The sequence below is a fragment of the Saccharothrix sp. HUAS TT1 genome (genome assembly GCF_040744945.1).
Lineage (GTDB): Bacteria > Actinomycetota > Actinomycetes > Mycobacteriales > Pseudonocardiaceae > Actinosynnema.
The window spans coordinates 8,307,879-8,329,109 of sequence record NZ_CP160453.1; the positions used below are offsets into that span (position 1 = coordinate 8,307,879).

Here is a 21,231-nt window from a genome sequence, read left to right on the forward strand (position 1 = left end):
CGGTCGGGGGGCGCCCTTCGTCATGCCAGGTGGGCGAGCGCTTCCGGGATCGAGTCGGCGACCGGGGCCCCGGTGCGCTCCAGGACCCGGCGCGAGCTGGTGCCCGTGGCGACCAGGACCACCTGCGCGCCCACGTTCCGGGCGGCTTCGGCGTCGTCGGCCACGTCGCCGATCAGCACGACCTCCGCGGGGCGCAGGTCCAGCGCGTCGAGGTGCACGGCCAGGTGCTCGGACTTCGAGCCGCCGTCGGCGGCGGTCCGGAGCCCGTCCACCCTGGTGAACAGCTCGCCCAGGCCGAAGCGCGCGACCAGCGGCACCAGCTCGTCGTGGAACCACATCGAGAGCAGCGACTGGGTGTGCCGGAGGGCCTTCAGGTGGTCGGGGACGCCGTCGGCCAGCCCGCACAGGTCCACCAGCGCCCGGTACTCGGCGTGGTAGGCGGTGTCGATGCGGGCCCAGTCGGCGGCGGTCAGCGGTCGGCCGAACATCCGCTCGTAGCAGTCCTTGATGGGGCGGCTGAACGTCTCGCGCCAGTGCTCCAGCGTGACGGCCGCGTGGCCGAAGTCGGCGCAGACCCGGTTGACGGCGGCGAGCACCGCGTCGTTGTCGGCGAACAGGGTGCCGTTCCAGTCCCAGACGACGTGCTCGGCCCTGATCCTCACCCCATCAGGCTACGGCGATAGGTTGGGTGCTCACCTTCTGGGGAGGTAGTGGGGGATGAACGCGCGACGAACCACGGTCGTCGCCGAACCGCGCGGCCAGGTGGCGCTGGTGTCGGTCGGTTTCCCGGTGCTGGGCGCGGTCGTGGTGTGGGGCTTGAAGTCGATCGCCGGGTGGGTGGCCGGCCTGTCGTGGGCGCCGATGCAGGGGCCGTTCGAGCTGGTCTCGTCCATCCCGGAGCCGTGGGCGACGGTGGGGTCGGTGGCCGTCGGCGCGCTGCTCGGGCTGGTGGTGGCCGGGTTGGCGGCGCACGAGCGGCTGGTGGTCGAGGTGTTCAACGAGGGCGTCGAGGTGCTGCGGGGCGGGCGGCACAAGAGCTTCGACCGGACCGTGGTGTCCGGGGTGTTCCTGGACGGCAAGAAGCTCGTGCTGCTCGGCGTCGACACCAGCGAACTGGCCCGCGAGACCCACGACCTGAAGCCGGAGGAGCTGGCGGACGCGTTCCAGTCGCACGGCTACCAGTGGCTGGACGGCGACCCGTACCGCGAGGAGTACCGGCGGTGGGCCGACGGAACGCCGGACCTCCCGCCGGGGGCGAACGCGTTGCTGAAGGTGCGGGCCGAGGCGTTGCGCAAGGGCGACAACGACGACGCGGCCGAGCTGCGCGACGAGCTGAGCCGGCTCGGCGTGGTCGTGCGCGAGGAGAAGAAGCGGCAGTACTGGCGGCTCACCCGAGCGCTGCCGTGAGCGCGGGCAACCCGCCCGGTGGTCGCGCCGACGGGAACGCCCGGCAGGCGGAGGTCGACGGCCCGGGCGCGCGGTTGTGGCTCCGGGTCAGCGCGGTGTTCTCCTGGCTGTGCGCCCTCGTCCCGCTCGCGGTGTGGCACCTCGAAGACCTCGACTGGCCGTGGTGGGCGCTGACCGCCACGGCCCTCGCGATGCTGGTCGTGGTGGCGCTCGGCGGCGAGATGTGGACGAGGGCGAACCAGGCCCGGGCGGACACCGCGCGGCTGCGGCGAGCCGGTCGGCCCGCGACCGGCGAGGTCGTCGCGGTGGAGGTGGTCCACCAAGAGGAGGGGCCCAGCACGTCGGTGCTGAGCCTGCGCGTCGGCGGCAACGACGTGCCGCCCGCCGTTCGACGCGACCTACCGGGTCCGGCACCGGCCGGAGCACCGGGTGGGCGCCCGCTTCGAGGCGGTGGTCGACCCGACCGACAACCTGTTCCGCCTCAAGCCGGTCCTCGGCCCGCGGTGACCGCTCGCCGCGCCCGGCGGCGGTCCGGGCCTCAGTCCTGGGTCAGCTCGTCCAGCGCTTCCGCGTCCTCGCCCGCCCGGCGCAGTTCCTCGCGCACCACCCGGTACGCCAAGCCCTCCGCGTAACCCTTGCGGGCCAGGGCGGCGACCAGGCGGCGAATCCTGGTGGTGTCGTCCAGGCCCGACATGGCGCGCAGCTTCTTGCGCACCAGGTCCCTGGCCCGGTCCTCCTCCGCCTCGTCGTCCACCGCCGCGACGGCCTCGGCGGCGACCTCGTCCGCCACGCCCTTGCGGCGCAGCTCCATGGCCAGGGCACGCCGGCCCAGGCCCTGGTAGGTGTGCCGCGACCGGACCCAGACCTCGGCGAAGGCGGCGTCGTCGATCAGGCCCGCCCGATCGAACTTGGCCAGCACCAGCTCGGCCGTCTGCTCGCCGATGCCCTTGCGCAGCAAGGCGTCCTTCAGCTCCACCCGCGTCCGGGCGCGGGCGGTGAGCAGCGCGTAGCAGATGTCGGTCGCCTTGCGCTGCTCCTTCGCCGGGTCGACCGGACGCGGCTCGGTGTCGTCATCGGCCAAGGGGTCGCGGGACGCCCCGCGACCACGGCCACCTCGTCCTGCCACGCCCGACTAGAACTCGACCGGCGCCGCAGCGGTCTCGTCCGCGTCGAGGGTGGCGCCGATGCCCAGCTTGTCCTTGATCCGCTTCTCGATCTCGTTGGCCACGTCCGGGTTCTCGCGCAGGAACTTCCGCGCGTTCTCCTTGCCCTGGCCCAGCTGGTCGCCCTCGTAGGTGTACCAGGCGCCCGACTTGCGCAGGATGCCCTGGTCGACGCCCATGTCGATCAGCGAGCCCTCACGGCTGATGCCGTGGCCGTAGAGGATGTCGAACTCGGCCTGCTTGAACGGCGGGGCCACCTTGTTCTTCACGACCTTGACCCTGGTGCGGTTGCCGACCGGCTCGCCGCCGTCCTTCAGGGTCTCGATCCGCCGCACGTCCAGCCGCACGGACGCGTAGAACTTCAGCGCCTTGCCACCGGTCGTGGTCTCGGGCGAGCCGAACATCACGCCGATCTTCTCGCGCAGCTGGTTGATGAAGATCGCGGTCGTGTTGGACGAGCTGAGCGCACCGGTGATCTTCCGCAGCGCCTGGCTCATCAGGCGGGCCTGCAGACCGACGTGGTTGTCGCCCATCTCGCCCTCGATCTCGGCGCGGGGCACCAGCGCCGCCACCGAGTCGATCACCAGGATGTCGAGCGCGCCGGAGCGGACCAGCATGTCCGCGATCTCCAGCGCCTGCTCGCCGGTGTCGGGCTGCGAGACCAGCAGCGCGTCGGTGTCGACGCCCAGCTTCTTCGCGTAGTCCGGGTCGAGCGCGTGCTCGGCGTCGATGAACGCCGCGATGCCGCCGTTGCGCTGGGCGTTGGCCACGGAGTGCAGCGCCACCGTGGTCTTACCGGACGACTCCGGGCCGTAGATCTCGACCACGCGACCGCGCGGCAGGCCGCCGATGCCGAGCGCGACGTCGAGCGCGATGGCGCCGGTGGGGATCACCTGGATCGGGGCGCGGGCTTCCTCGCCCAGCCGCATGACCGAGCCCTTGCCGAACTGCTTGTCGATCTGGGCCAGGGCCAGTTCGAGGGCCTTGTCCCGGTCGGGAGCCTGGGGTGCCATCTGGAGTCCACCTCGGGGTGTCTTGGGGTCGCTGTGCGATGTCGGGGCCGACGTTACGGGCGGGGTCCGACATTTTTCGGCGGGGACCGGGTCACCCGCGGGGTGTTGTCACTCGGTCGTGTCGGGGAGTGTAGCCGAACAGGTGTTCGACCAAGTGGTCGACACGCCAGGTCACCGCCGCTGCTCCGGCACGTCGAAGGCGTCGCAGACGGCCTGCCAGATCTCCTTGGTCGGCAGGCCCGCCTCCAACGCCTGGTCCGGCGTCCGGCCACCGAGCGCCGACAGCACGTGGTCCCTGGCCACCATCTCCGCCCTGACCTCGCCGAACTCGGCGGCCATCAGCTTGCGGAACATCGTGATGCGCATCGGGACCAGGCTAGCCGGTCGCCCGCCGGGCCGGTCGGCCGTGGCGCCACCGCCCGCCGCTCGACCGGATCGGGCACCCGGCCGGTGGTCGCCGCGCTAACCTCGACCGGTGCTGTTGCTGCAGGAAGACCCCTTGGGCATGTCGTCGCCGATCGCCACGGTCGTGATGATCGCCGGGCTCGTCGCGGCGATCGTGGTCGGCCTGCGCGCGCTCTGGCACAACCGCAAGCGCTGATCAGCGCACCCGCTGCAACGACGCGAACAGGCACGTCACCAGCAGCGGCAGGGCGGTGAACCCGACGACGAGCCCCAGCGCGGCGTACGACCACGCCGTCACCACCACGCCCGCCGTGACCCCGCCGAGCGCTCCCCCGACGTTCATGCACAGGTCCGACAGGCCCTGCGCGGCCGGCCGGTCCACCACCGCCACCGACTCGGTGAGCAGCGCCGACCCGGCCACCATGCCCGCCGACCAGCCGAACGCCAGCAGCGCGAGACCCGCGGCCAGCTGCGGCGCGTCGTGCGCGGGCGCCATGCCCGCGATGCCCGAGGCGGCGACCACGAGCGCCGCGCCGATCGCCAGCACCGGCACCCGGCCGAGCCGGTCGGCCATCCACCCGAACAGCGGGCTGGCCGCGTACATCGCGGCGACGTGCAGGCTGATCACCACGCCGACGACCCGCAGCGACGAGCCCGCGTGGTCCATGTGCACCGGGGTCATCGACATCAGCCCCACCATCGCGGTGTGGCACAGCGTCACGCCGCCCAGCGCGAGCTTCCCGGCGGCGGGCAGGGACCGCCACACCGCCGCCGACCCCTTGGCCGCCACCCGCGGCACGGGCGTGGCGGCGGAGGTCGCCAGGGTCAGCGGGTCCGGTCGCAGGAACCGCAGCACGACGAGCGCGGCCAGCCCGAACACCACCGCCGACAGCAGGTACGGCCCGGCGCCGACCGGCAGCCCCAGCCGCACGGCCGCCCGACCGGCCGGGTCGGCCAGGTTCGGCCCGGCCACCGCGCCCAGCGTCGCCGCCCACACCACCAGCGCCAGCGAGCGCGCCCGGCGGTGCGGGTGGGCGAGGTCGGCGCCCGCGTACCGGGCGGCGAGGTTCGCGCTGGACGCCGCGCCGAACAGCACCAGCGCGACCAGCAGCACCTGCCACGAGCCGAGCACCACCGCGCACGCCGCCACCGCCGCGCCGGCCGCGCCCGCGCCGTAGCCGAGGACCAGCGCCGGGCGGCGTCCGCTCCGGGCCGCCAGCCGGGCCACCGGCAAAGCGAACAGCGCCGCGCCGAGCACCGCGGCGGTCTGCGCCATCCCGCCGACCGCGTCGGAGTCGGCGAGCACGGACGCGAGGAGCGTGCTCACCGCCAGGCCGATGGTGACGCCCGCGGCGCCGAGGACCTGGGTCACCGCCAACACCCGCAGGACCCTGCGCTGCACGACGTCGACCACGGTCATGATCTTTGACTCTGCCAGGGGGTTCCGACCCCTACCAGCCACCGTCCGGGTCTCAAGTCCCGGGCTGCACCGCAGTCTCGAAGAAGTCCGCGACCTGGTCGGCGGTCAGCTCCTCGCCGCCGCTCTTGGTCACGATGCCGAGCAGCGGCAGGTCGTTCGCGGTGAACACGAGCAGCCCCAGCCCGCCGTCGGCGGCGGCCCGGTACTTGCCGGTGAGCCCGTTGCCCGCCCACTGCGCCTCGACCATGTCGGTCTTGAGGGACCGCACGACGGCCTCCGCGCCGTGCTGCGCGCCGACGACCGTCTCGGTGAGGACGTACTGCACCGAGTAGTCGTCCTTCACCGCGCAGCTGACCACGGTGCCCTTGATGCCGTTGACGCCGCCCACGCCGGGCGTGCCGCCCGCCTTGCACGTGCTGGTGTCCGGGATGGCGCCCGCGAGCAGCCGCAGGCACTCGGTGAAGCCCTTGTCGTCCTGCTGGGTGTCGCTCTTGCACTCCTGCGCGTCGGGCACGCCCGTGCCGCCGAACGCGAAGATGCCGCCGACCACGGCCAGCACCAGCACCACGGCCGCGCCGGCGGCGACCAGCAGGGTCCGGTTGGGCTTCTTCTCCGGCTTCGCCTGCGCGCGCGGGCTGACGGTCGGGAAGTTGAACTGCTGCGGCCCGGTCTGCGGGTAGACCTGGTACGGCCCGCTCGCGTTCGGGTTGACCTGGTACGGCCCGCTGGCGCCGGGGTTGACCTGGTACGCGCCGCTCGCGTTCGGGTTCACCTGGTAGGCGCCGCTGGTGTTCGGGTTGACCGGGTGCGCGCCGCTGACCGCCGGGTTCGCGAGGTGGTGGCCACCGGCCGGGGTGGCCGGGTGGTGGTGGCCGCCGGTCGGGGGCACCGGGGTGGTGACGACCGTGTCCGGCTCCTTGGGCCTGGTCGGCTCCTGGGAACGCGGCGTGACGCCGTTCTTGGGCACGTGGTGCGCGCCCAGGGCCACCGAGGTCTCCGGCTGGTCCAGGCTCGTCGGCACGATCCGCACCTGCTCGGCGATCATGGTCGCGACCAGCGGGATGCGGCTGGAGCCGCCGACCAGGTAGATGCCGGCGAGCTGGTTGGGCGCCATGCCGGTGGAGCGGATCGTGGACTCCAGCAGCTCCACGCTGCGCATCATGCTCGGCCGGACCAGCGCCTCCAGGTCGGAGCGGTTGACCAGCACGTCCTCGAACGGCTCCGGCATCGGCACCTCGGTGTGCGCGTGCCGCGACAGCGACTCCTTGGCCGCCCGCACGTCCTCCTGCAGCGTGCGGCGGGCCCGCCGGTCGGCCGTGGACTCCGGGCGCAGCAGCCGCTGCCAGGCCGCCGGGTCGCGGTGCGAGACCTGCCGGCCGACGTGCTCCAGCAGCGCCTGGTCGACGTCGAGGCCGCCCAGGTCGGGCAGGCCGTCCTCGGCGAGCACCGTGAAGCCGCTCTGGGTGGCGCCGACGATGGCCACGTCGAACGTGCCCGCGCCCAGGTCGTAGACCGCGAGCGCCTGGCCGACCGAGAGCGAGGCGTAGTGGGAGGCGGCGGCGACCGGTTCGGGGACCAGCACGACCTCGCAGGACACGCCCGCGAGGCGGGCCGCGGACAGCAGCACGTTGCGGCGCGTCGGCCCCCACTGCGCGGGGTGGGTGAGGCGGACCTCGTCCAGCGACTCGCCGCCCAGCTGGCGGGTGGTCTCCTCCAGGACGCGGCGCAGCACGGCGGCCAGCGCGTCGGTGACCGCCACCACGTTGTCGCCCAGGAGCAGCACGCCGTCGTCCACGCGGCGCTTGGGGTTCGGCTCGAAGCGGGCCGGGTCGAGGCGGGCGCGCCGCTCGGCGTCACGGCCGACGACGAGCGTGCCGTCCTCCTCGCAGTAGACGGCCGACGGCATGGTCGCCGAGCCGTCCACCTCCACGACCCTGGGCGGCCGGCCGTGCGCGGCGAGCACCGCGACGGTGTTGGAAGTGCCCAGGTCGACGGACAGGACGCGCACGATCCACCCCTTTGATGTGAACGGGGTGATCGTGCCACAACCGGAATTTGTCGGACCCCTGGTTCAGGATGGTGGGGTGGACGTCCTGGACCGCTTCTCCCCCGCCACCCGGCAGTGGTTCGCCGGGGCCTTCGCCGCGCCCACGGCAGCCCAGGCCGGCGCTTGGGACGCGGCGGCCGACGGGGAGAACGCGCTGGTCATCGCCCCGACGGGCTCCGGCAAGACGCTGGCCGCGTTCCTCTGGGCGCTGGACCGGCTGGCGGCCACGCCGAAGCCCGACGAGCCCAAGCGGCGGTGCCGGGTGCTGTACGTCTCACCGCTGAAGGCGCTGGCGGTCGACGTGGAGCGCAACCTGCGGGCGCCGCTGGCGGGCATCCGGCAGGCCGCGCACCGGCTGTCGCTGCCCGAGCCGGACATCACGGTCGGCATGCGCACCGGTGACACGCCGGCCGACGCCCGGCGCGCCTTCGCCCGCACACCGCCGGACGTGCTGGTCACCACGCCCGAGTCGCTGTTCCTGGTGCTCACGTCGGCCGCGCGGGAGTCGTTGCGCGGTGTCGAGACGGTGATCGTGGACGAGGTGCACGCGGTGGCGGGCGCCAAGCGCGGCGCGCACCTCGCGCTGTCGCTGGAGCGGCTGGACGCGCTGCTGGAACGGCCCGCCCAGCGGATCGGGCTGTCCGCGACGGTCCGGCCGGTCGAGGAGGTGAGCACGTTCCTGGCGGGTGGTCGGCCGGTGCGGGTCGTGCAACCGGCGGCGGCCAAGACCATCGAGGTGCGGGTCGAGGTGCCGGTCGAGGACATGTCGGTGCTCGGCGAGCCGACCGGCGAGGTGTCCGGGTCGGCGGCGGGCGCGGAGCAGCGGGCGTCGATCTGGCCCGCGGTGGAGCACCGGGTGCTGGAGCTGGTCCGGCAGCACCGGTCGACGATCGTGTTCGCCAACTCCCGCCGGCTGGCCGAACGGCTGACCGCGCGGCTCAACGAGCTGGCCGAGGAGGCGGCGGAGGCCGGACGAGCCGCCGCCGAGGGAGTCCCGGCCGACGAGTCCCCGATCGGGGGACCTCCGCCCGAGCGGTTCCCGGGCGAGCAGTTCCCGGCCGCGGCGGTCGGCCAGTCCGGCGTCACCACCCAGCGCTCCACCACGATCGCCCGCGCGCACCACGGCTCCATGTCGCGCGAGCAGCGGGTCGTGGTCGAGGAGGAGCTGAAGTCCGGCCGGCTGCCGTGCGTGGTGGCGACCTCGTCGCTGGAGCTGGGCATCGACATGGGCGCGGTCGACCTGGTGGTGCAGGTCGAGGCGCCGCCGACGGTGGCCTCCGGGCTCCAGCGCGTCGGCCGGGCCGGTCACCAGGTCGGCGCGGTGTCGCGCGGCGTGATGTTCCCCAAGTTCCGCGGCGACCTGGTGTCGTGCGCGGTGGTGGCGGAGCGGATGCGGGACGGCGCGATCGAGGCCGTGCGGTACCCGCGCAACCCGCTGGACGTGCTGGCGCAGCACGTCGTGGCCATGGTGGCGATGGAGCCGTGGACGGTGGAGGCGCTGGCCGGGCTGGTCCGGCGGGCCGCGCCGTTCGCCGCGCTGCCGGAGTCGGCCCTGCAGGCGGTGCTCGACATGCTCTCGGGCCGGTACCCGAGCGACGAGTTCGGCGAGCTGCGGCCCCGGATCACCTGGGACCGGATCACCGGCGAGCTGCGCGGCAGGCCCGGCGCGCAGCGGCTGGCGGTGACCTCCGGCGGCACGATCCCCGACCGCGGCCTGTTCGCGGTGATGACGCCGCCGTCCGAGCGCGGCCCCGGCTCGCGGGTCGGCGAGCTGGACGAGGAGATGGTCTACGAGTCGCGGGTGGGCGACACGTTCCTGCTGGGCACGTCGTCGTGGCGGGTCGAGGACATCACCCACGACCGGGTGATCGTGGTGCCCGCGCCGGGTCAGCCCGCGCGGATGCCGTTCTGGAAGGGCGACGCGCCGGGCCGCCCGCTGGAGCTGGGGCGGGCGCTGGGGAAGTTCCTGCGCGAGGTGTCCACCATGGACGACGCGGCGGCCGGGCAGCGCACGGCGTCGGCCGGGCTGGACGCGTGGGCCTCCTCGAACCTGCTGGCCTACCTGGGCGAGCAGCGCGAGGCGACCAGGCACGTGCCCAACGACCGGGTCGTGCTGGTGGAGCGGTTCCGCGACGAGCTCGGCGACTGGCGGCTGGTGGTGCACTCGCCGTTCGGCGCGCAGGTCAACGCGCCGTGGGCGTTGGCGATCGCGGCGCGGCTGCGGGAGCGGCGCGGGATCGAGGTGCAGGCGGCGCACTCCGACGACGGCATCGTGATCCGGCTGCCCGACGCGGTCGACCTGGACGGCGCGCAGGTGGTGGCGGGCGCGGACGACGTGCTGCTCGACCCCGAGGAGGTCGAGCAGGTGGTGGTGGCCGAGGTGGGCGGCTCGGCGGTGTTCGCGGCCCGGTTCCGGGAGTGCGCGGCCCGGTCCCTGCTGCTCCCCCGGCGCGACCCGCGCAAGCGCACACCGCTGTGGCAGCAGCGGCAGCGGGCGGCGCAGCTGCTGTCGGTGGCGGCGAAGTACGAGAGCTTCCCGGTGGTCCTGGAGGCCATGCGGGAGGTGCTGCAGGACGTGTACGACGTGCCCGGCCTGCGCGAGCTGATGACCGACATCAGGGCGCGGCGGGTGCGCGTGGTCGAGGTGGAGACGCCGTCGCCGTCGCCGTTCGCGCGCAGCCTGCTGTTCGGGTACGTCGGGATGTTCCTGTACGACGCGGACGCGCCGCTGGCCGAGCGGCGGGCGGCGGCGCTGTCGCTGGACTCGGCGCTGCTGGCCGAACTGCTCGGCTCGGAGGCGATCCGGGAGCTGCTGGACCCGGAGGTGGTCGAGGAGGTCGAGCGGAACCTCCAGCGGCTCGCGCCGGACCGGCACGCGCGGGACGCGGAGGGCGCGGCGGACCTGCTGCGGTTCCTCGGCGACCTGTCCGAGGCCGAGGCGCTGGAGCGGGGCGTGCGGCCGGAGTGGCTGGCGGACCTGGTGGCGCAGCGGCGGGCGATCCGGGTGCGCATCGCCGGCGCGGACCGGGTGATCGGGATCGAGGACGCGGGCCGGGTGCGCGACGCGCTGGGCGTGGCGCTGCCGGTCGGCGTGCCGGAGGCGTTCACCGAGCCGGTGGCCGACCCGTTGGGCGACCTGCTGTCGCGGTACGCGCGCACGCACGGCCCGTTCCCGGCGGCGGAGGCGGCCGAGCGGTTCGGGCTGGGCGTCGCCGTGGTGACCGGCGTGCTGGAGCGGATGGCCGCCGCCGGGCGGCTGGTGCGCGGCGAGCTCAGGCCGCTGTCCCTCGCGGGCCACCAGGGGTCGGGGGCGGGCACCGAGTACTGCGACGCCGAGGTGCTGCGGCGGCTGCGGCGGGCGTCGCTGGCCAGGCTGCGGGCCGAGGTCGAGCCGGTGGAGCCCGCCGCGCTGGGCCGGTTCCTGCCGGGCTGGCACGGGGTGGGCAGGCGGCTGCGGTCCGCGCCGACGGTGGACGACGTGTACTCGGTGGTCGAGCAGCTGGCGGGCGCGCCGCTGCCCGCGAGCGCGGTGGAGTCGCTGGTGCTGCCCGCGCGGCTGCCCGGCTACAACCCCGCGCTGCTGGACGAGCTGACCGCGTCCGGCGAGGTGACGTGGACCGGGTGCGGCTCGCTGGCGGGCGGCGACGGCTGGATCGCGCTCGCGCCGACGGACGTGGCCGACCTGCTGCTGCCGGACCTGGTGCCCGAGGCGGCGCCGGACTCGTCGCTGCACACCGCCGTGGTGGAGGCGCTGGGCGGCGGGGCGCTGTTCTTCCGGCAGGTGGTCGACCGGGTGTCGCTGCAGGGCCCGACGACGGACGGCGAGGTCGTCGGCGCGCTGTGGGACCTGGTGTGGGCGGGCGTGGTCACCAACGACACGCTGGCGCCGCTGCGGGCGCTGGTCGCGGGCGGCGGCACGGCGCACAAACCGCGCCGGGCCGCGCCGCGCGGGCGGTACGCGCGGATGCGGGCCGGGAGACCGGACATGCCCAGCCGCACCGGGCCGCCGGCGGTGGCGGGCCGCTGGTCGCCGGCCGTGGTGCCCGCGACGGACGCGACGCGGCGGGCGCACGCGCGGGCCGAGGCGTTCCTGGAGCGGCACGGCGTGCTGACGCGGGGCGCGCTGGACACCGAGCGGGTGACCGGCGGCTTCAGCGGCGTGTACCGGGTGCTGCGGGCGATGGAGGAGTCCGGGCAGGTCGTGCGCGGCTACGTGGTCGAGGGGTTGGGGGCGGCGCAGTTCGCGGCCAGGGGCGCGGTGGACCGGCTGCGCGCGTCGTCCCGCCCGCCGGGCCAGGAGCACACCGGCAAACCGGCCGCCGTGGTGCTCGCGGCCGCCGACCCGGCACAGCCCTACGGCGCCGCGCTGGCGTGGCCGGAGCAGACCGGCGACGGCAAGCACCGCCCCGGCCGCAAGTCCGGTGCGCTGGTGGTGCTGGTGGACGGGCTGGCGACGCTGTACGTGGAGCGGGGCGGCCGGTCGCTGCTGTCGTTCACCGAGGAGGAGGACCCGCTGCGCGCGGCGGCCCAGGCGCTGAGCCGGGCGGTGCGGGACGGCTGGCTGGGCCAGCTGGCGGTGCAGCGGGCGGACGGCGAGGTGGCGCTGGGCTCCCGGCTGGCCGGCGTCCTCCAGGAAGCGGGCTTCCGCGCCACCCCCAAGGGGTTGCGGCTGCGCGCGTGAAAGGCAGGGGGCTCTCACCACACCGCGATGTGCCGTGCGGTGAGAGCCGATCGGCCTGGCGGGCGACCGGCCAAGGTCGACCCGCCTGTCCCTGCGCTCCGGCTGACCCACAGCGATGCCCAGGGATCGGGGACACGCGTGTTCAGTCGCGACTGCCCCCAGTTGGCGTTACACACCCTAACGACACGTCGAGGTCCGGCGCAGGCCGAGAACGCCGTACTGGAAGCCGTTGGAAGCCTTCTACCAGGGCATGCCGAAAATTCCGCAAGCTGTGGACGGACGTCGACGGCAGGTAACGAAGTGGCCGCGACAGCCCCTGTTGGAAGCCGTTGGAAAGCGCGTAGGACGCTCCGAACGCGACACGTGCGCACTGGTTTGCCGACTCTCGCATAACGGTGTCAGGATGTTCGGCACCGCTGATCCGTCAGCGGCACTCCGCGGTAGGCGCAGGGCCAAATGCGCCGGCCGTGACGCAACGCCCACGACAGCCTCCGGCTGACCCCCTTTGCGGTGGGTGCACTACCTCCCTGTCCTTGACACGGGGTGTGCGCCCGCCGCGTCGTCGATGCCTTCAAGGGAGCTTTGCCATGTCGCGCAACCTCACGCCCGTGGATCCACCGTCCGACGCAGGAGCCGCAGTGGCGATCCCGCACCGGGGTCTCACCACCGAGCACCTCGTGGCGCTGCTGATGGTGTTCGGCTTCACCGGTTGGCTGATCATGTCCGGGTACCAACCGCACATCGCGTTGGGGCTTGCCCTGGGCGGCCTGGCCGGCACGATGTTGATCACTACGACCGGTGTCGCGCACACCCTGCGCCGACGGGCGGCTCGTGCCCTGGCCGACGAGTCCGCGGAACGGGGAGTTCGATGACCACCGTGACAGCGGAGGACGCGGTCCTGGCGTTCGCGGACGAAGGTCCGGTGACGCAGTTCCACGCGTTCTACATGCGGATCGCGGGGCGGCTAGAGCACACCGTGCCCGACCACGTCCGGACCGCCATCCGAGGTGGTCGGCTGCTGCCGTGGCCCGAGTACCTCATCCCCGCGGATCTTTCGGGGCAGGTCACGAGGGTCATGCGAGGTCGGTACCAACTGGCTGTCGCGTCTACGGTGCGGCTGCGGCGTCCAACCTCCACCAGGGGAGCCGAACGGGCCTACCGGCCTGTGGTGGAGACGCAGGACTCCGCGTTGCAAGCCCGCACGGTGGAGGAGTTCATGGAACTGCTGCGGCTCGTCGCGGTGAACTCCGGCAGCAACCGCAACCAACTCGCCCGCCGGTCGGGTCTTCCGACCAGCACGACCTATCACCTGCTCAGCCCGGCCAACACGGTGCTCCCCACCAAGCCCGACCAGATCGTGGCGCTGACCCAGGCGTGCGGCCTGGGATCGCCTCAGGTGGACCGGGTCATGCGACTGTGGGCCGAGCTGCGCCAGGGCAAGGCGGCACTCGACAGCGCGGTCGACGCCTCCGCGCCGGCGGAGGTCGAGTCGTCCACCGGCGGGTCGACACCCGCCAACGGACGCGAGTCGTTGCCGACAGCGCTCGACCGGCGTGCCGAAGTCCGATCGTCGAGGCGTTCCCGCCCCTCCAGCCGTTCGTGGAGGATGAACCGCACGGTGAACTGGCTGAGGCTGGCACTGGCTGCCATCGTGATCTCCTCCGTGTCCGGGTGGGTGTTCTCCCAGTCCACGACCGACTCGGAGAACTCTTCCGGCATCACCACCGAGCCCTTGAGCACCGCGATGCTCCTCATGATGACGCTGACCACCACCGTCGTGACCGTGTACGGAAAGGTCCGCGACCTCCGCTTAGAGCGCCGACACCGCCGATCACCGACGTGACGCGCCGATCCGATGATCGCCACACGCGCGTGTGGCGATCATCGGAGGCCAAGACCGGCCCACCGTCGATTTCCCGGCGAACTGGAATTGTCGAGCAAATCGAAGGATCTGCTTCGGATCTGCTTCACGCGAGTCGCCCCGGCTGCACTGGGGACGTCTCGCGATTCGACCTGTGCATCCCGGCCCGTCCGCACCCCAATGCAGACTTCGGCTTGGATCCCGTGTCGCGACACATTCCCTCACGCACGACACCGTGCGCGCAAGACACGAACGGGTGATCTAGTCGTCCGAACTCGTCCGACTGCCGTTCGAGTTCGTCCAAAACGGCTTCTACCTGGCCGTTCGTCAACGTTCACACGAACGAGGTCGAACCCCTTTGATCGACTTGCCGCATTTCCTGAACACGCCCGAACGCCAACTCCGTCCGGACCGGATGAATGTTACCGAGGAGTAGAAGCGATTTCACCCCCGGAAGCGTTCTCGACTTTGAATCCGCTTGCCCTTCGGCCAAGATGTTCCTGTCCGACGAGGCAGGCCCGGCTGCACACCGGCCACCGCGTCGAATGGACGACTTCCCACACCACGAAACGCCCGTCCGCACCCCACTGTGACGCACCGGTCGAAAGGAACGCCTGTGCTCGTCGTGTGCCATTCGTGCCCCCCGCTCTGCCGTGAACACCGCCACCAAGCCCTACCCGGACTCCGCCTGTCGGCGTCGAACGGCGAGGCGGTCTGACCATGAGCGCCGAGGCGGCACCGCCTCCACTTCCGATGCTGGGTGAAGCGCTGCGATCGTTGCGCCATCGCGCTCGCCTCTCACCGTCCGCGCTCGGCGAACGCGCGGGTCTGCCCGAGACGGCCATCGCGGCCATCGAGGCGGACCAGGTGTTGCCCGCGTGGCACGTCGTCGAGGTCTACCTGACCGCAGGCCGCGCACCTCACATGGTGCGCAACACACTGCGGGACCGGTGGGAGCAGGACCGGGCCCGTGACCGTGCGGCTCGGCAGCAGACCACTCCGCCGGCAGCGCCCAAGCCGCCCAAGGCCGCGCCGGTCGAGCACGTCGACCAAGTCAGCCCACCGACGGTGCGCCTGCTGAAGTTCCTCGAGGACCAGGGTGTACCGGACCCCGAACGGCTCGTCGTCCGCCGCACGGACGTCCGACCCGAACACCCCCGGCAATCGGTCGAGCACAGCCGCCACGCCTCGCCGACGGCCCCGGAGGTCCCTGCGGACACCTCCCTGTGGCCGTTGCCCGAAGAGGTCACGAGCACCCTCGACTTCGTCAGGGCGATGCGGGCCATCCAGGCCGGGTGCGGTCGCTCGTTCAACACGTTGTCCGAAGCGACCAGGAGCACCTACTACTCGTCGGGCAGCTCGCTGCACGCCATGTGCGACCCCAAGAAGCCGAAGCTGCCGGCCAAGGGCGAGCGCGTGGTCGCGTTCATCCAGGCATGCGGTGGATCGCTCGAGCTGTGCGTCCGCTGGCACCGGGCCTGGCAGACGTTGAAGCAGCAGGAAGAACCCGAACGCGAGCTGGCGCCGGTCGAACCGACGGTCCGGAAGTACACCTTCACGCTGGTCGCGTCCTTGGCGGCGCTGGCGATCGGCCTGTGCATAGGGGCGGTGGTGCTCTGACGGTTCAGCGGAACAGGGCGCTGTAGGCGTTCAGCGCCGGTTGGCCGCCGAGGTGGGCGTAGAGGACGGTGGAGTCGCGTGGGATCTCGCCGGTGGACACCAGTTCCACCAGGCCCGCCAGCGACTTGCCCTCGTACACCGGGTCGGTGATCATGCCCTCCAGTCGCGCGCCCAGCCGCATGGCCTCCAGGGTGGCCTCGCCCGGCACGCCGTAGATGCCCTCGTGGAAGCGGTCGTCCAGGATCACGTCCGGGTCGGCCACCTCGACGCCGACCAGGTCCGCCGTGCTCTTGGCGATGCGCAGGACCTGGTCGCGGGTGTCGCACGGCTCGGCGGAGGCGTCGATGCCGATCACCCTGCGGCCGCTGCCCGCGAACCCGGCGACCATGCCCGCCTGCGTGCTGCCGGTCACCGAGCACACGACCACGGTGTCGAACCGCACGCCCAGCTCGGCCTCCTGCCGCTCGACCTCGACCGCCCACCCGGCGAAACCGAGCCCGCCCAGCGGGTGGTCCGACGCGCCGGCCGGGATGGCGTACGGCTTGCCGCCCGCCGCCCGCACGTCCTCGATCGCCTGCTCCCACGCGGGTTTCACGCCGATGCCGAAGCCCGCCTCCACCAGCCGCACCTCGGCGCCCATCAACCGGCTGAGCAGGATGTTGCCCACCCGGTCGTACACGGCGTCCGGCCAGTCGACCCAGCTCTCCTGCACCAGCACGCACTTCAGCCCGGACCGCGCCGCCGCCGCGGCCACCTGGCGGGTGTGGTTGGACTGCACGCCGCCGATCGACACCAGCGTGTCGCAGCCCGTGGCCAGCGCGTCGGCCACCAGGTACTCCAGCTTGCGCGTCTTGTTGCCGCCGTAGGCCAACCCGGAGTTGCAGTCCTCCCGCTTGGCCCACACCTGCGCGCCGCCGAGGTGCTTGGTCAGCCGCTCCAACCGGTGCACCGGCGACGGTCCGAAGGTCAGCGGGAAGCGCGCGAAGTCGTCCAGCGCCATGTCAGTCCTCCTCGAGCAGGTCGGCCAACGTCGCCCAGTTCCGCTCGACCAGCCGGGACGCGAGGTCGGCGTCGGCCGCGGCGAAGGCGGTGGTGATCTCGTCGTGCATGGCCACCGAGTGCCGACCGGTGGGCGCCGCGAACCGCGACCGCTCCAGCCGGCGGACCAGTGGTGTGTAGCGCTCGATGGTGGCGACCACGGCGAAGTTCCCGCTGCGCCGCACGGCCACCGCGTGGAACTCGTCGTCGGCGGCGAGCGCGGCGGGCACGTCACCGGCGGTCAGCGCGTGGGCGAACGCCGTGTTGGCGGCGCGCATGGCGGCCAGGTCGGCCTCCACCACGTGCGGCGCGGCCAACCGCGCGGCGAGCGCGTGCATGGTCTGGACGACCACGTGCGCGTCCCGCACCGCCGCCGGGTCCAGCGGGGTGACCCTCGTGTAGCTGTGCGGCTTGCTCTCGACCAGGCCCTCGTCGGTCAACCGGGCCAACGCCTCGCGCACCGGCGTCCGCGACAACCCCAACCGCTCGGCCAGCTCCACGTCCTTGATCGCCGTGCCGGGTGCCAGGTCGCCGCCCATGATCGCCTCGCGGATCGCGGTCAGCGCCTGGTCGCGGAACAACGCCCGGCTAATATATTGCATACCGGTCACCATAGCCCCTCGGCCGCAAGATCGGCACCCGCTCGGCGTCGACCAGGACCTCTTCCAACAACCCGATCGCCCGCTTCACGTCGCCTGCCGACCAACAGGCAAACGCGAGGTTGTTGCGAGACAGCAACGTGTCGGGATGTTCGGGCCCGGTGGGCCGCCGATGCGCCCCCGCGTCGTCGGCCCGGAACCCGTGCCGCCGGTCACGTCACCACCGCCACCGCCAGGCTCGCGATCCCGGCGACCCAGCTCGACGCCTCCAGCGCCGGACGTGCCGGGTGGGCCTCGTCGGCCAGGACGGCGGGCATCCCCGCCGCTCCTCCGACCCAGGGCTGCCCGCAGGCCCCGACCCGGTGATCGCACCCCACCGGCCCGCGAACGCGAACGCCGCGCCCCGTGCCGACGAGGGCACGGGGCGCGGCGGCCGATCAGCAGGTCACCCGCGTTCGGTGATGACGTGGTAGGCCACACCTCCGTGGTCCTCGCCCTCGACGAACTGGACCAGGTTCGTCAGGTACTCGCCCGCCGTCCTCGGGGTGAAGGTCAGCTCCGTCGTGAACGTCTCACCCGGGCGCAGCGGCACGCCGAACAGCGCGGCGCGCTTCGGGTCGAGCTGGAACGCGGTCTCGCCGACCTGCTTCACGCCCTCGGCCTGACCGCCGCCCGCCCGCCAGCGCTCCAGCAGCTCACGGCCGAGGTCGATCACCACGGCGCCGTCCACCGGCTTCTCACCGGTCAGCACCAGGTCGGTCTTGACCTCGCGCTCGGTCCCGTTGCCCAGGGTGAACCAGGACCGCACCGGCTCCAGCACGCGACCACGCACGGTCTGGAGGTTCTTCCACGCGATGTTGTTGTTGTTCTTGGTGTTCAGCGCGGTGTTCGAGGTCTCGGCGAACGTCATCGGGTCCGTCGCCGACACCCAGCGCGCCAGCAGGCAGAAGTGGCCCGGACCGGGGATGCCCGACCACGGGATCTTCGCCACGGCGCCGCCGGCCGGCACGCTGAGCGCCTGCTGGCCGATGTACACCCAGCTGCCGTTGGTCACGTTGTTCCACGTCGTGCCGCCGCCCGCGGGGGTGCGGTAGACCTTGAGCGTGCCGTTGGCCGTGCCCGAGCCGTACGGGCCGGGGTTGTTCAGCCGCACGTGCACGTAGTTCGTCGCGCCGACGACGGGCTGGAAGCCGGGGGCGCAGTCCGCCAGGGTCGGGCAGACCTTGATGTCCGGGCTGTTCCAGACCGTGCCGTTCGGGTTGGTCTCGACGCCGGTGTCGGTCACCTGGTCGCGCATGAACACGTCGGTCTGCCGGCAGTCGGACAGGAACTTCCGGATGGCGTCCGCCGTGCCCGCGCCGGTCGACGTCGCCTGCAGGAAGATCCCGCCCGTCGTCGTCGCGTAGTTCTGCATGATCGGCGTGATCACCGGGGTGTACAGCGCCGACGTCGGCACGTACACCGAGCTGATCTTGATGCCCCGGGAGAGGGCGTCGTTGGCCCACTGCGCGGCGTTGGCGACGTCCGCGGCGGTGTGCGCGTCGTCGAACCCGCCGGGACGGGCGTCGGTCACCAGCACGACGAACTTCATCGCGTTGGACCGCCACGTGCCGTTGAAGTCGACGTTCTGCGGCCGACCCGCCGCCGCCCGGTTGTTCACGACGGTGTTCAGGGCCTCGTCGGACGCCTCGGGCTCGCCGCTGCCGCCGCCCGCCGCCAGGGTGTTGGTGATGTAGTTCGTCACGGCCGCCGCGTTGCCGGGCGCCAGGTTGTTGTGGACGGTGACGTTGTCCTTGAACGTCACCAGGCCGAGCTGGTAGTCGCCGCCGGACGCGGTCACCACGTCGTTGACGATCGCGTTGATGCCGGTCTTCAGGTTGGCGATGGCGCCGCCCATGCTGCCGGTGTCGTCGAGGACGAACGCGACGTCGAGGGGGCCGCACTTGGAGACGGCGGCGGGCGCGGGCGCGGCAGGGGCGGGTGCGGCCGACGCCGGTGAGGTGAGCTGGACGGCGGAGACGGTCAACGCGGCGACGGCTAGCAGCACGCCGCGTCTGCGGGAGGGACGCATCTGATCTCTTTCCGCTGGACGCTGCCGGGCGCAGGGGCCCGGGTCCCCGGACACCGGTGTCCGGACACGCCAAGCGGATGACCGGCGGACCCGCCGAGTACGGTCCGAGCAGAGCAACTTCGAGCCGCGCGCTGTCCGGCAAACGGCAGCCGCGCGCGCCGAGCTGGGTAGGTCGTCCGCCATCCGCCGAAGCGAGCAGCGCCGGATGCCGCATCGCGCGCGCCGGACGTCCTGGTCCGGGTCGGCGGTGACGAGCGCCGCAGGATCGTCGCGGACCTCCACCCCGGCGCGGAGGTAACGTCTGCCCAATGGCGGAGCTGGTTCTTGGTCCGGTGCTGCGGCACGTCGACTCCACCTCGGCGACGGTGTGGGTCGAGACCGACGCGTCCTGCGAGGTGACCGTCGCGGGGCACCGCGCGGAGACTTTCCAGGTCGGCGAGCAGCACTTCGCGCTCGTGGTGGTCGAAGGGCTGACGCCGGGCACCGTGACGCCCTACGACGTGCGGTTGGACGGTCACGTGGTGTGGCCGCGGCCGGACTCGTCGTTCCCGGCGCCGTGCATCCGGACCACGACGGTGCGCAAGCTGCTGTTCGGGTCGTGCCGCGCGGCGAAGGGCGAGGGGACGCCGGACAAGCTCGGGCCGGACGCGCTGGACGCGTACGCGTTGCGGATGAAGGACGAGCCGGTGGAGCGCTGGCCGGACGCGCTGATCCTGCTCGGTGACCAGGTCTACGCCGACGAGCCGACGCCGAAGATCACCGAGTGGCTGGCCGAGCGCAGGCCGGAGCCCAAGGGCGAGGTGGTGTCGTTCCGCGAGTACGCCGAGCTGTACCACGAGTCGTGGGCCGACCCGGAGATCCGCTGGCTGATGTCCGCGGTGCCGACCTCGATGATCTTCGACGACCACGACATCCGCGACGACTGGAACACCTCGCGCACGTGGCGCGAGCAGATGGCGAACAAGCGGTGGTGGCCGGAGCGCATCCGGGCCGGGCTCGCGTCGTACTGGGTCTACCAGCACCTGGGCAACCTCAGCCCGGACGAGCTGGCGCACGACGAGCTGTACGCGAAGGTGCGCTCCAGCGGCGGCGACGTGCAGCAGCTGCTGGAGGACTTCGCCGAGCAGGCCGACCAGGAGGTCGACGGCGGCAAGTCGACGCGGTGGAGCTACCGGCGCGACTTCGGCCGGGTGCGGCTGCTGGTGATCGACACCCGCAGCGGGCGCATCCTGTCCGGGCCGGAGCGGCTGATGGTCGGCGACGGCGAGTTCGACTGGATCGAGGCCAACGCCGAGGGCGACTTCGACCACCTGCTGATCGGCTCGTCGCTGCCGTGGCTGATGCCGCACGGGTTGAGCCACTTCCAGTCGTTGAACGAGCGGATGGCGGGCCTGCCGGGGTGGCGCGGCCGGGTCGGCGAGAAGGTGCGGCAGGTGTCGGACCTGGAGCACTGGCCCGCGTTCCGGGCGTCGTTCCTGCGGCTCTCGCGGTTGCTGGAGCGGATCTCGCGGGGGGACGACGCGCCCGGCACGGTGTGCGTGCTGTCCGGGGACGTGCACCACAGCTACGCGGCGCGGGCGGTGTTCCCCTCCTCGGTGGACGCGAAGGTGTACCAGCTCGTGTGCTCGCCGGTGCACAACGACCCGCCGTGGGTGTTCCGGCCCGCGTTCCGGCTGTCGTGGTCGAAGCCGATCGCCCGCGCGCTGCGGTGGTTGGCGGACCGCCGGGGCATCTCGCCGGACCCGGTGGAGTGGCACAAGCTCAGCGGGCCGCACTTCGGCAACTCGGTGGGCGTGCTGGAGATCGACGGCCGCACCTCCCGCTTCCGCCTGGAGACCGCCCGCGACGACCGGCTGGACGAGGTCACCTCGCTGACGCTGTGACGCGGGGTGCGCCCGCCGACCCG

The 21,231-nt window shown here is 72.8% G+C and carries 17 protein-coding genes; 7 read left to right on the forward strand and 10 right to left on the reverse strand.

Annotated features, from left to right (window positions below; translation table 11 throughout):
• Positions 1-20 precede the first annotated feature (20 nt).
• Entirely contained in the window at positions 21-662 is a 642-nt protein-coding gene (locus AB0F89_RS36410) for an HAD family hydrolase (RefSeq protein WP_367130891.1), read from the reverse strand.
• Positions 663-717: 55 nt separating this feature from the next.
• Here AB0F89_RS36410 and AB0F89_RS36415 point away from each other — a divergent pair, with 55 nt between their 5' ends.
• On the forward strand, positions 718-1,407 hold the full coding sequence (locus tag AB0F89_RS36415) for a hypothetical protein (protein ID WP_367130893.1): 690 nt from the start codon (positions 718-720) through the stop codon (positions 1,405-1,407).
• Here the strand turns inward: AB0F89_RS36415 and AB0F89_RS36420 are convergent.
• From AB0F89_RS36420 to AB0F89_RS36435, 4 genes are all read right to left on the reverse strand, one after another.
• Positions 1,388-1,777, reverse strand: a complete 390-nt coding sequence (locus tag AB0F89_RS36420; protein WP_367130895.1) for a hypothetical protein — start codon at positions 1,775-1,777, stop codon at positions 1,388-1,390. The two genes, AB0F89_RS36415 and AB0F89_RS36420, sit on opposite strands and share 20 nt — an antisense overlap.
• A gap of 168 nt (positions 1,778-1,945) precedes the next feature.
• Positions 1,946-2,488: a regulatory protein RecX gene (locus AB0F89_RS36425; RefSeq protein WP_367130897.1), complete on the reverse strand. Its 543-nt coding sequence runs from the start codon at positions 2,486-2,488 to the stop codon at positions 1,946-1,948.
• Positions 2,489-2,539: 51 nt separating this feature from the next.
• Positions 2,540-3,583, reverse strand: coding sequence for a recombinase RecA (gene recA, locus AB0F89_RS36430; RefSeq protein ID WP_367130899.1), 1,044 nt, complete (start codon positions 3,581-3,583; stop codon positions 2,540-2,542).
• A 171-nt stretch (positions 3,584-3,754) separates the two neighbouring features.
• Entirely contained in the window at positions 3,755-3,949 is a 195-nt protein-coding gene (locus AB0F89_RS36435) for a DUF3046 domain-containing protein (RefSeq protein WP_367130901.1), read from the reverse strand.
• Between the two features lie 109 nt (positions 3,950-4,058).
• On the opposite strand from AB0F89_RS36435, the gene AB0F89_RS36440 reads away from it, so the two are divergent.
• Positions 4,059-4,184, forward strand: coding sequence for a hypothetical protein (locus AB0F89_RS36440; protein WP_367130903.1), 126 nt, complete (start codon positions 4,059-4,061; stop codon positions 4,182-4,184).
• Here AB0F89_RS36440 and AB0F89_RS36445 read toward each other — a convergent pair whose 3' ends face one another.
• Positions 4,185-5,408, reverse strand: a complete 1,224-nt coding sequence (locus AB0F89_RS36445; protein WP_367130905.1) for an MFS transporter — start codon at positions 5,406-5,408, stop codon at positions 4,185-4,187.
• 52 nt (positions 5,409-5,460) lie between these two features.
• Positions 5,461-7,416 carry an Hsp70 family protein gene (locus tag AB0F89_RS36450; RefSeq protein ID WP_367130907.1) on the reverse strand — a complete coding sequence of 652 codons (1,956 nt, stop codon included), beginning with the start codon at positions 7,414-7,416 and terminating at the stop codon, positions 5,461-5,463.
• A gap of 76 nt (positions 7,417-7,492) precedes the next feature.
• Here AB0F89_RS36450 and AB0F89_RS36455 point away from each other — a divergent pair, with 76 nt between their 5' ends.
• From AB0F89_RS36455 to AB0F89_RS36470, 4 genes are all read left to right on the forward strand, one after another.
• A complete protein-coding gene (locus AB0F89_RS36455) occupies positions 7,493-12,136 on the forward strand; it encodes an ATP-dependent helicase (protein WP_367130909.1) in 4,644 nt (1,547 codons plus the stop codon).
• A gap of 638 nt (positions 12,137-12,774) precedes the next feature.
• Complete coding sequence (locus tag AB0F89_RS36460; RefSeq protein WP_367130911.1) at positions 12,775-13,008, forward strand: hypothetical protein; 234 nt, start codon at positions 12,775-12,777, stop codon at positions 13,006-13,008.
• Complete coding sequence (locus tag AB0F89_RS36465) at positions 13,005-13,979, forward strand: hypothetical protein (protein WP_367130913.1); 975 nt, start codon at positions 13,005-13,007, stop codon at positions 13,977-13,979. Before AB0F89_RS36460 ends, AB0F89_RS36465 begins: the two co-directional genes overlap by 4 nt.
• Positions 13,980-14,717: 738 nt before the next feature.
• A complete protein-coding gene (locus tag AB0F89_RS36470) occupies positions 14,718-15,617 on the forward strand; it encodes a helix-turn-helix domain-containing protein (RefSeq protein WP_367130915.1) in 900 nt (299 codons plus the stop codon).
• 4 nt (positions 15,618-15,621) lie between these two features.
• On the opposite strand, the gene AB0F89_RS36475 is transcribed toward AB0F89_RS36470, so the two are convergent.
• The 3 genes from AB0F89_RS36475 to AB0F89_RS36485 all read right to left on the reverse strand — a co-directional run bounded on the left by AB0F89_RS36475 (position 15,622) and on the right by AB0F89_RS36485 (position 19,325).
• Positions 15,622-16,617: a 1-aminocyclopropane-1-carboxylate deaminase gene (locus AB0F89_RS36475; protein ID WP_367130917.1), complete on the reverse strand. Its 996-nt coding sequence runs from the start codon at positions 16,615-16,617 to the stop codon at positions 15,622-15,624.
• Position 16,618: 1 nt separating this feature from the next.
• Positions 16,619-17,269 (reverse strand): GntR family transcriptional regulator, encoded by a 651-nt coding sequence (locus AB0F89_RS36480; protein ID WP_367130919.1) that lies wholly within the window; start codon positions 17,267-17,269, stop codon positions 16,619-16,621.
• Between the two features lie 430 nt (positions 17,270-17,699).
• On the reverse strand, positions 17,700-19,325 hold the full coding sequence (locus AB0F89_RS36485; RefSeq protein WP_367130920.1) for a vWA domain-containing protein: 1,626 nt from the start codon (positions 19,323-19,325) through the stop codon (positions 17,700-17,702).
• Positions 19,326-19,633: 308 nt separating this feature from the next.
• Here AB0F89_RS36485 and AB0F89_RS36490 point away from each other — a divergent pair, with 308 nt between their 5' ends.
• Positions 19,634-21,208: an alkaline phosphatase D family protein gene (locus AB0F89_RS36490; RefSeq protein ID WP_367130922.1), complete on the forward strand. Its 1,575-nt coding sequence runs from the start codon at positions 19,634-19,636 to the stop codon at positions 21,206-21,208.
• The last annotated feature ends 23 nt before the right edge of the window (positions 21,209-21,231 follow it).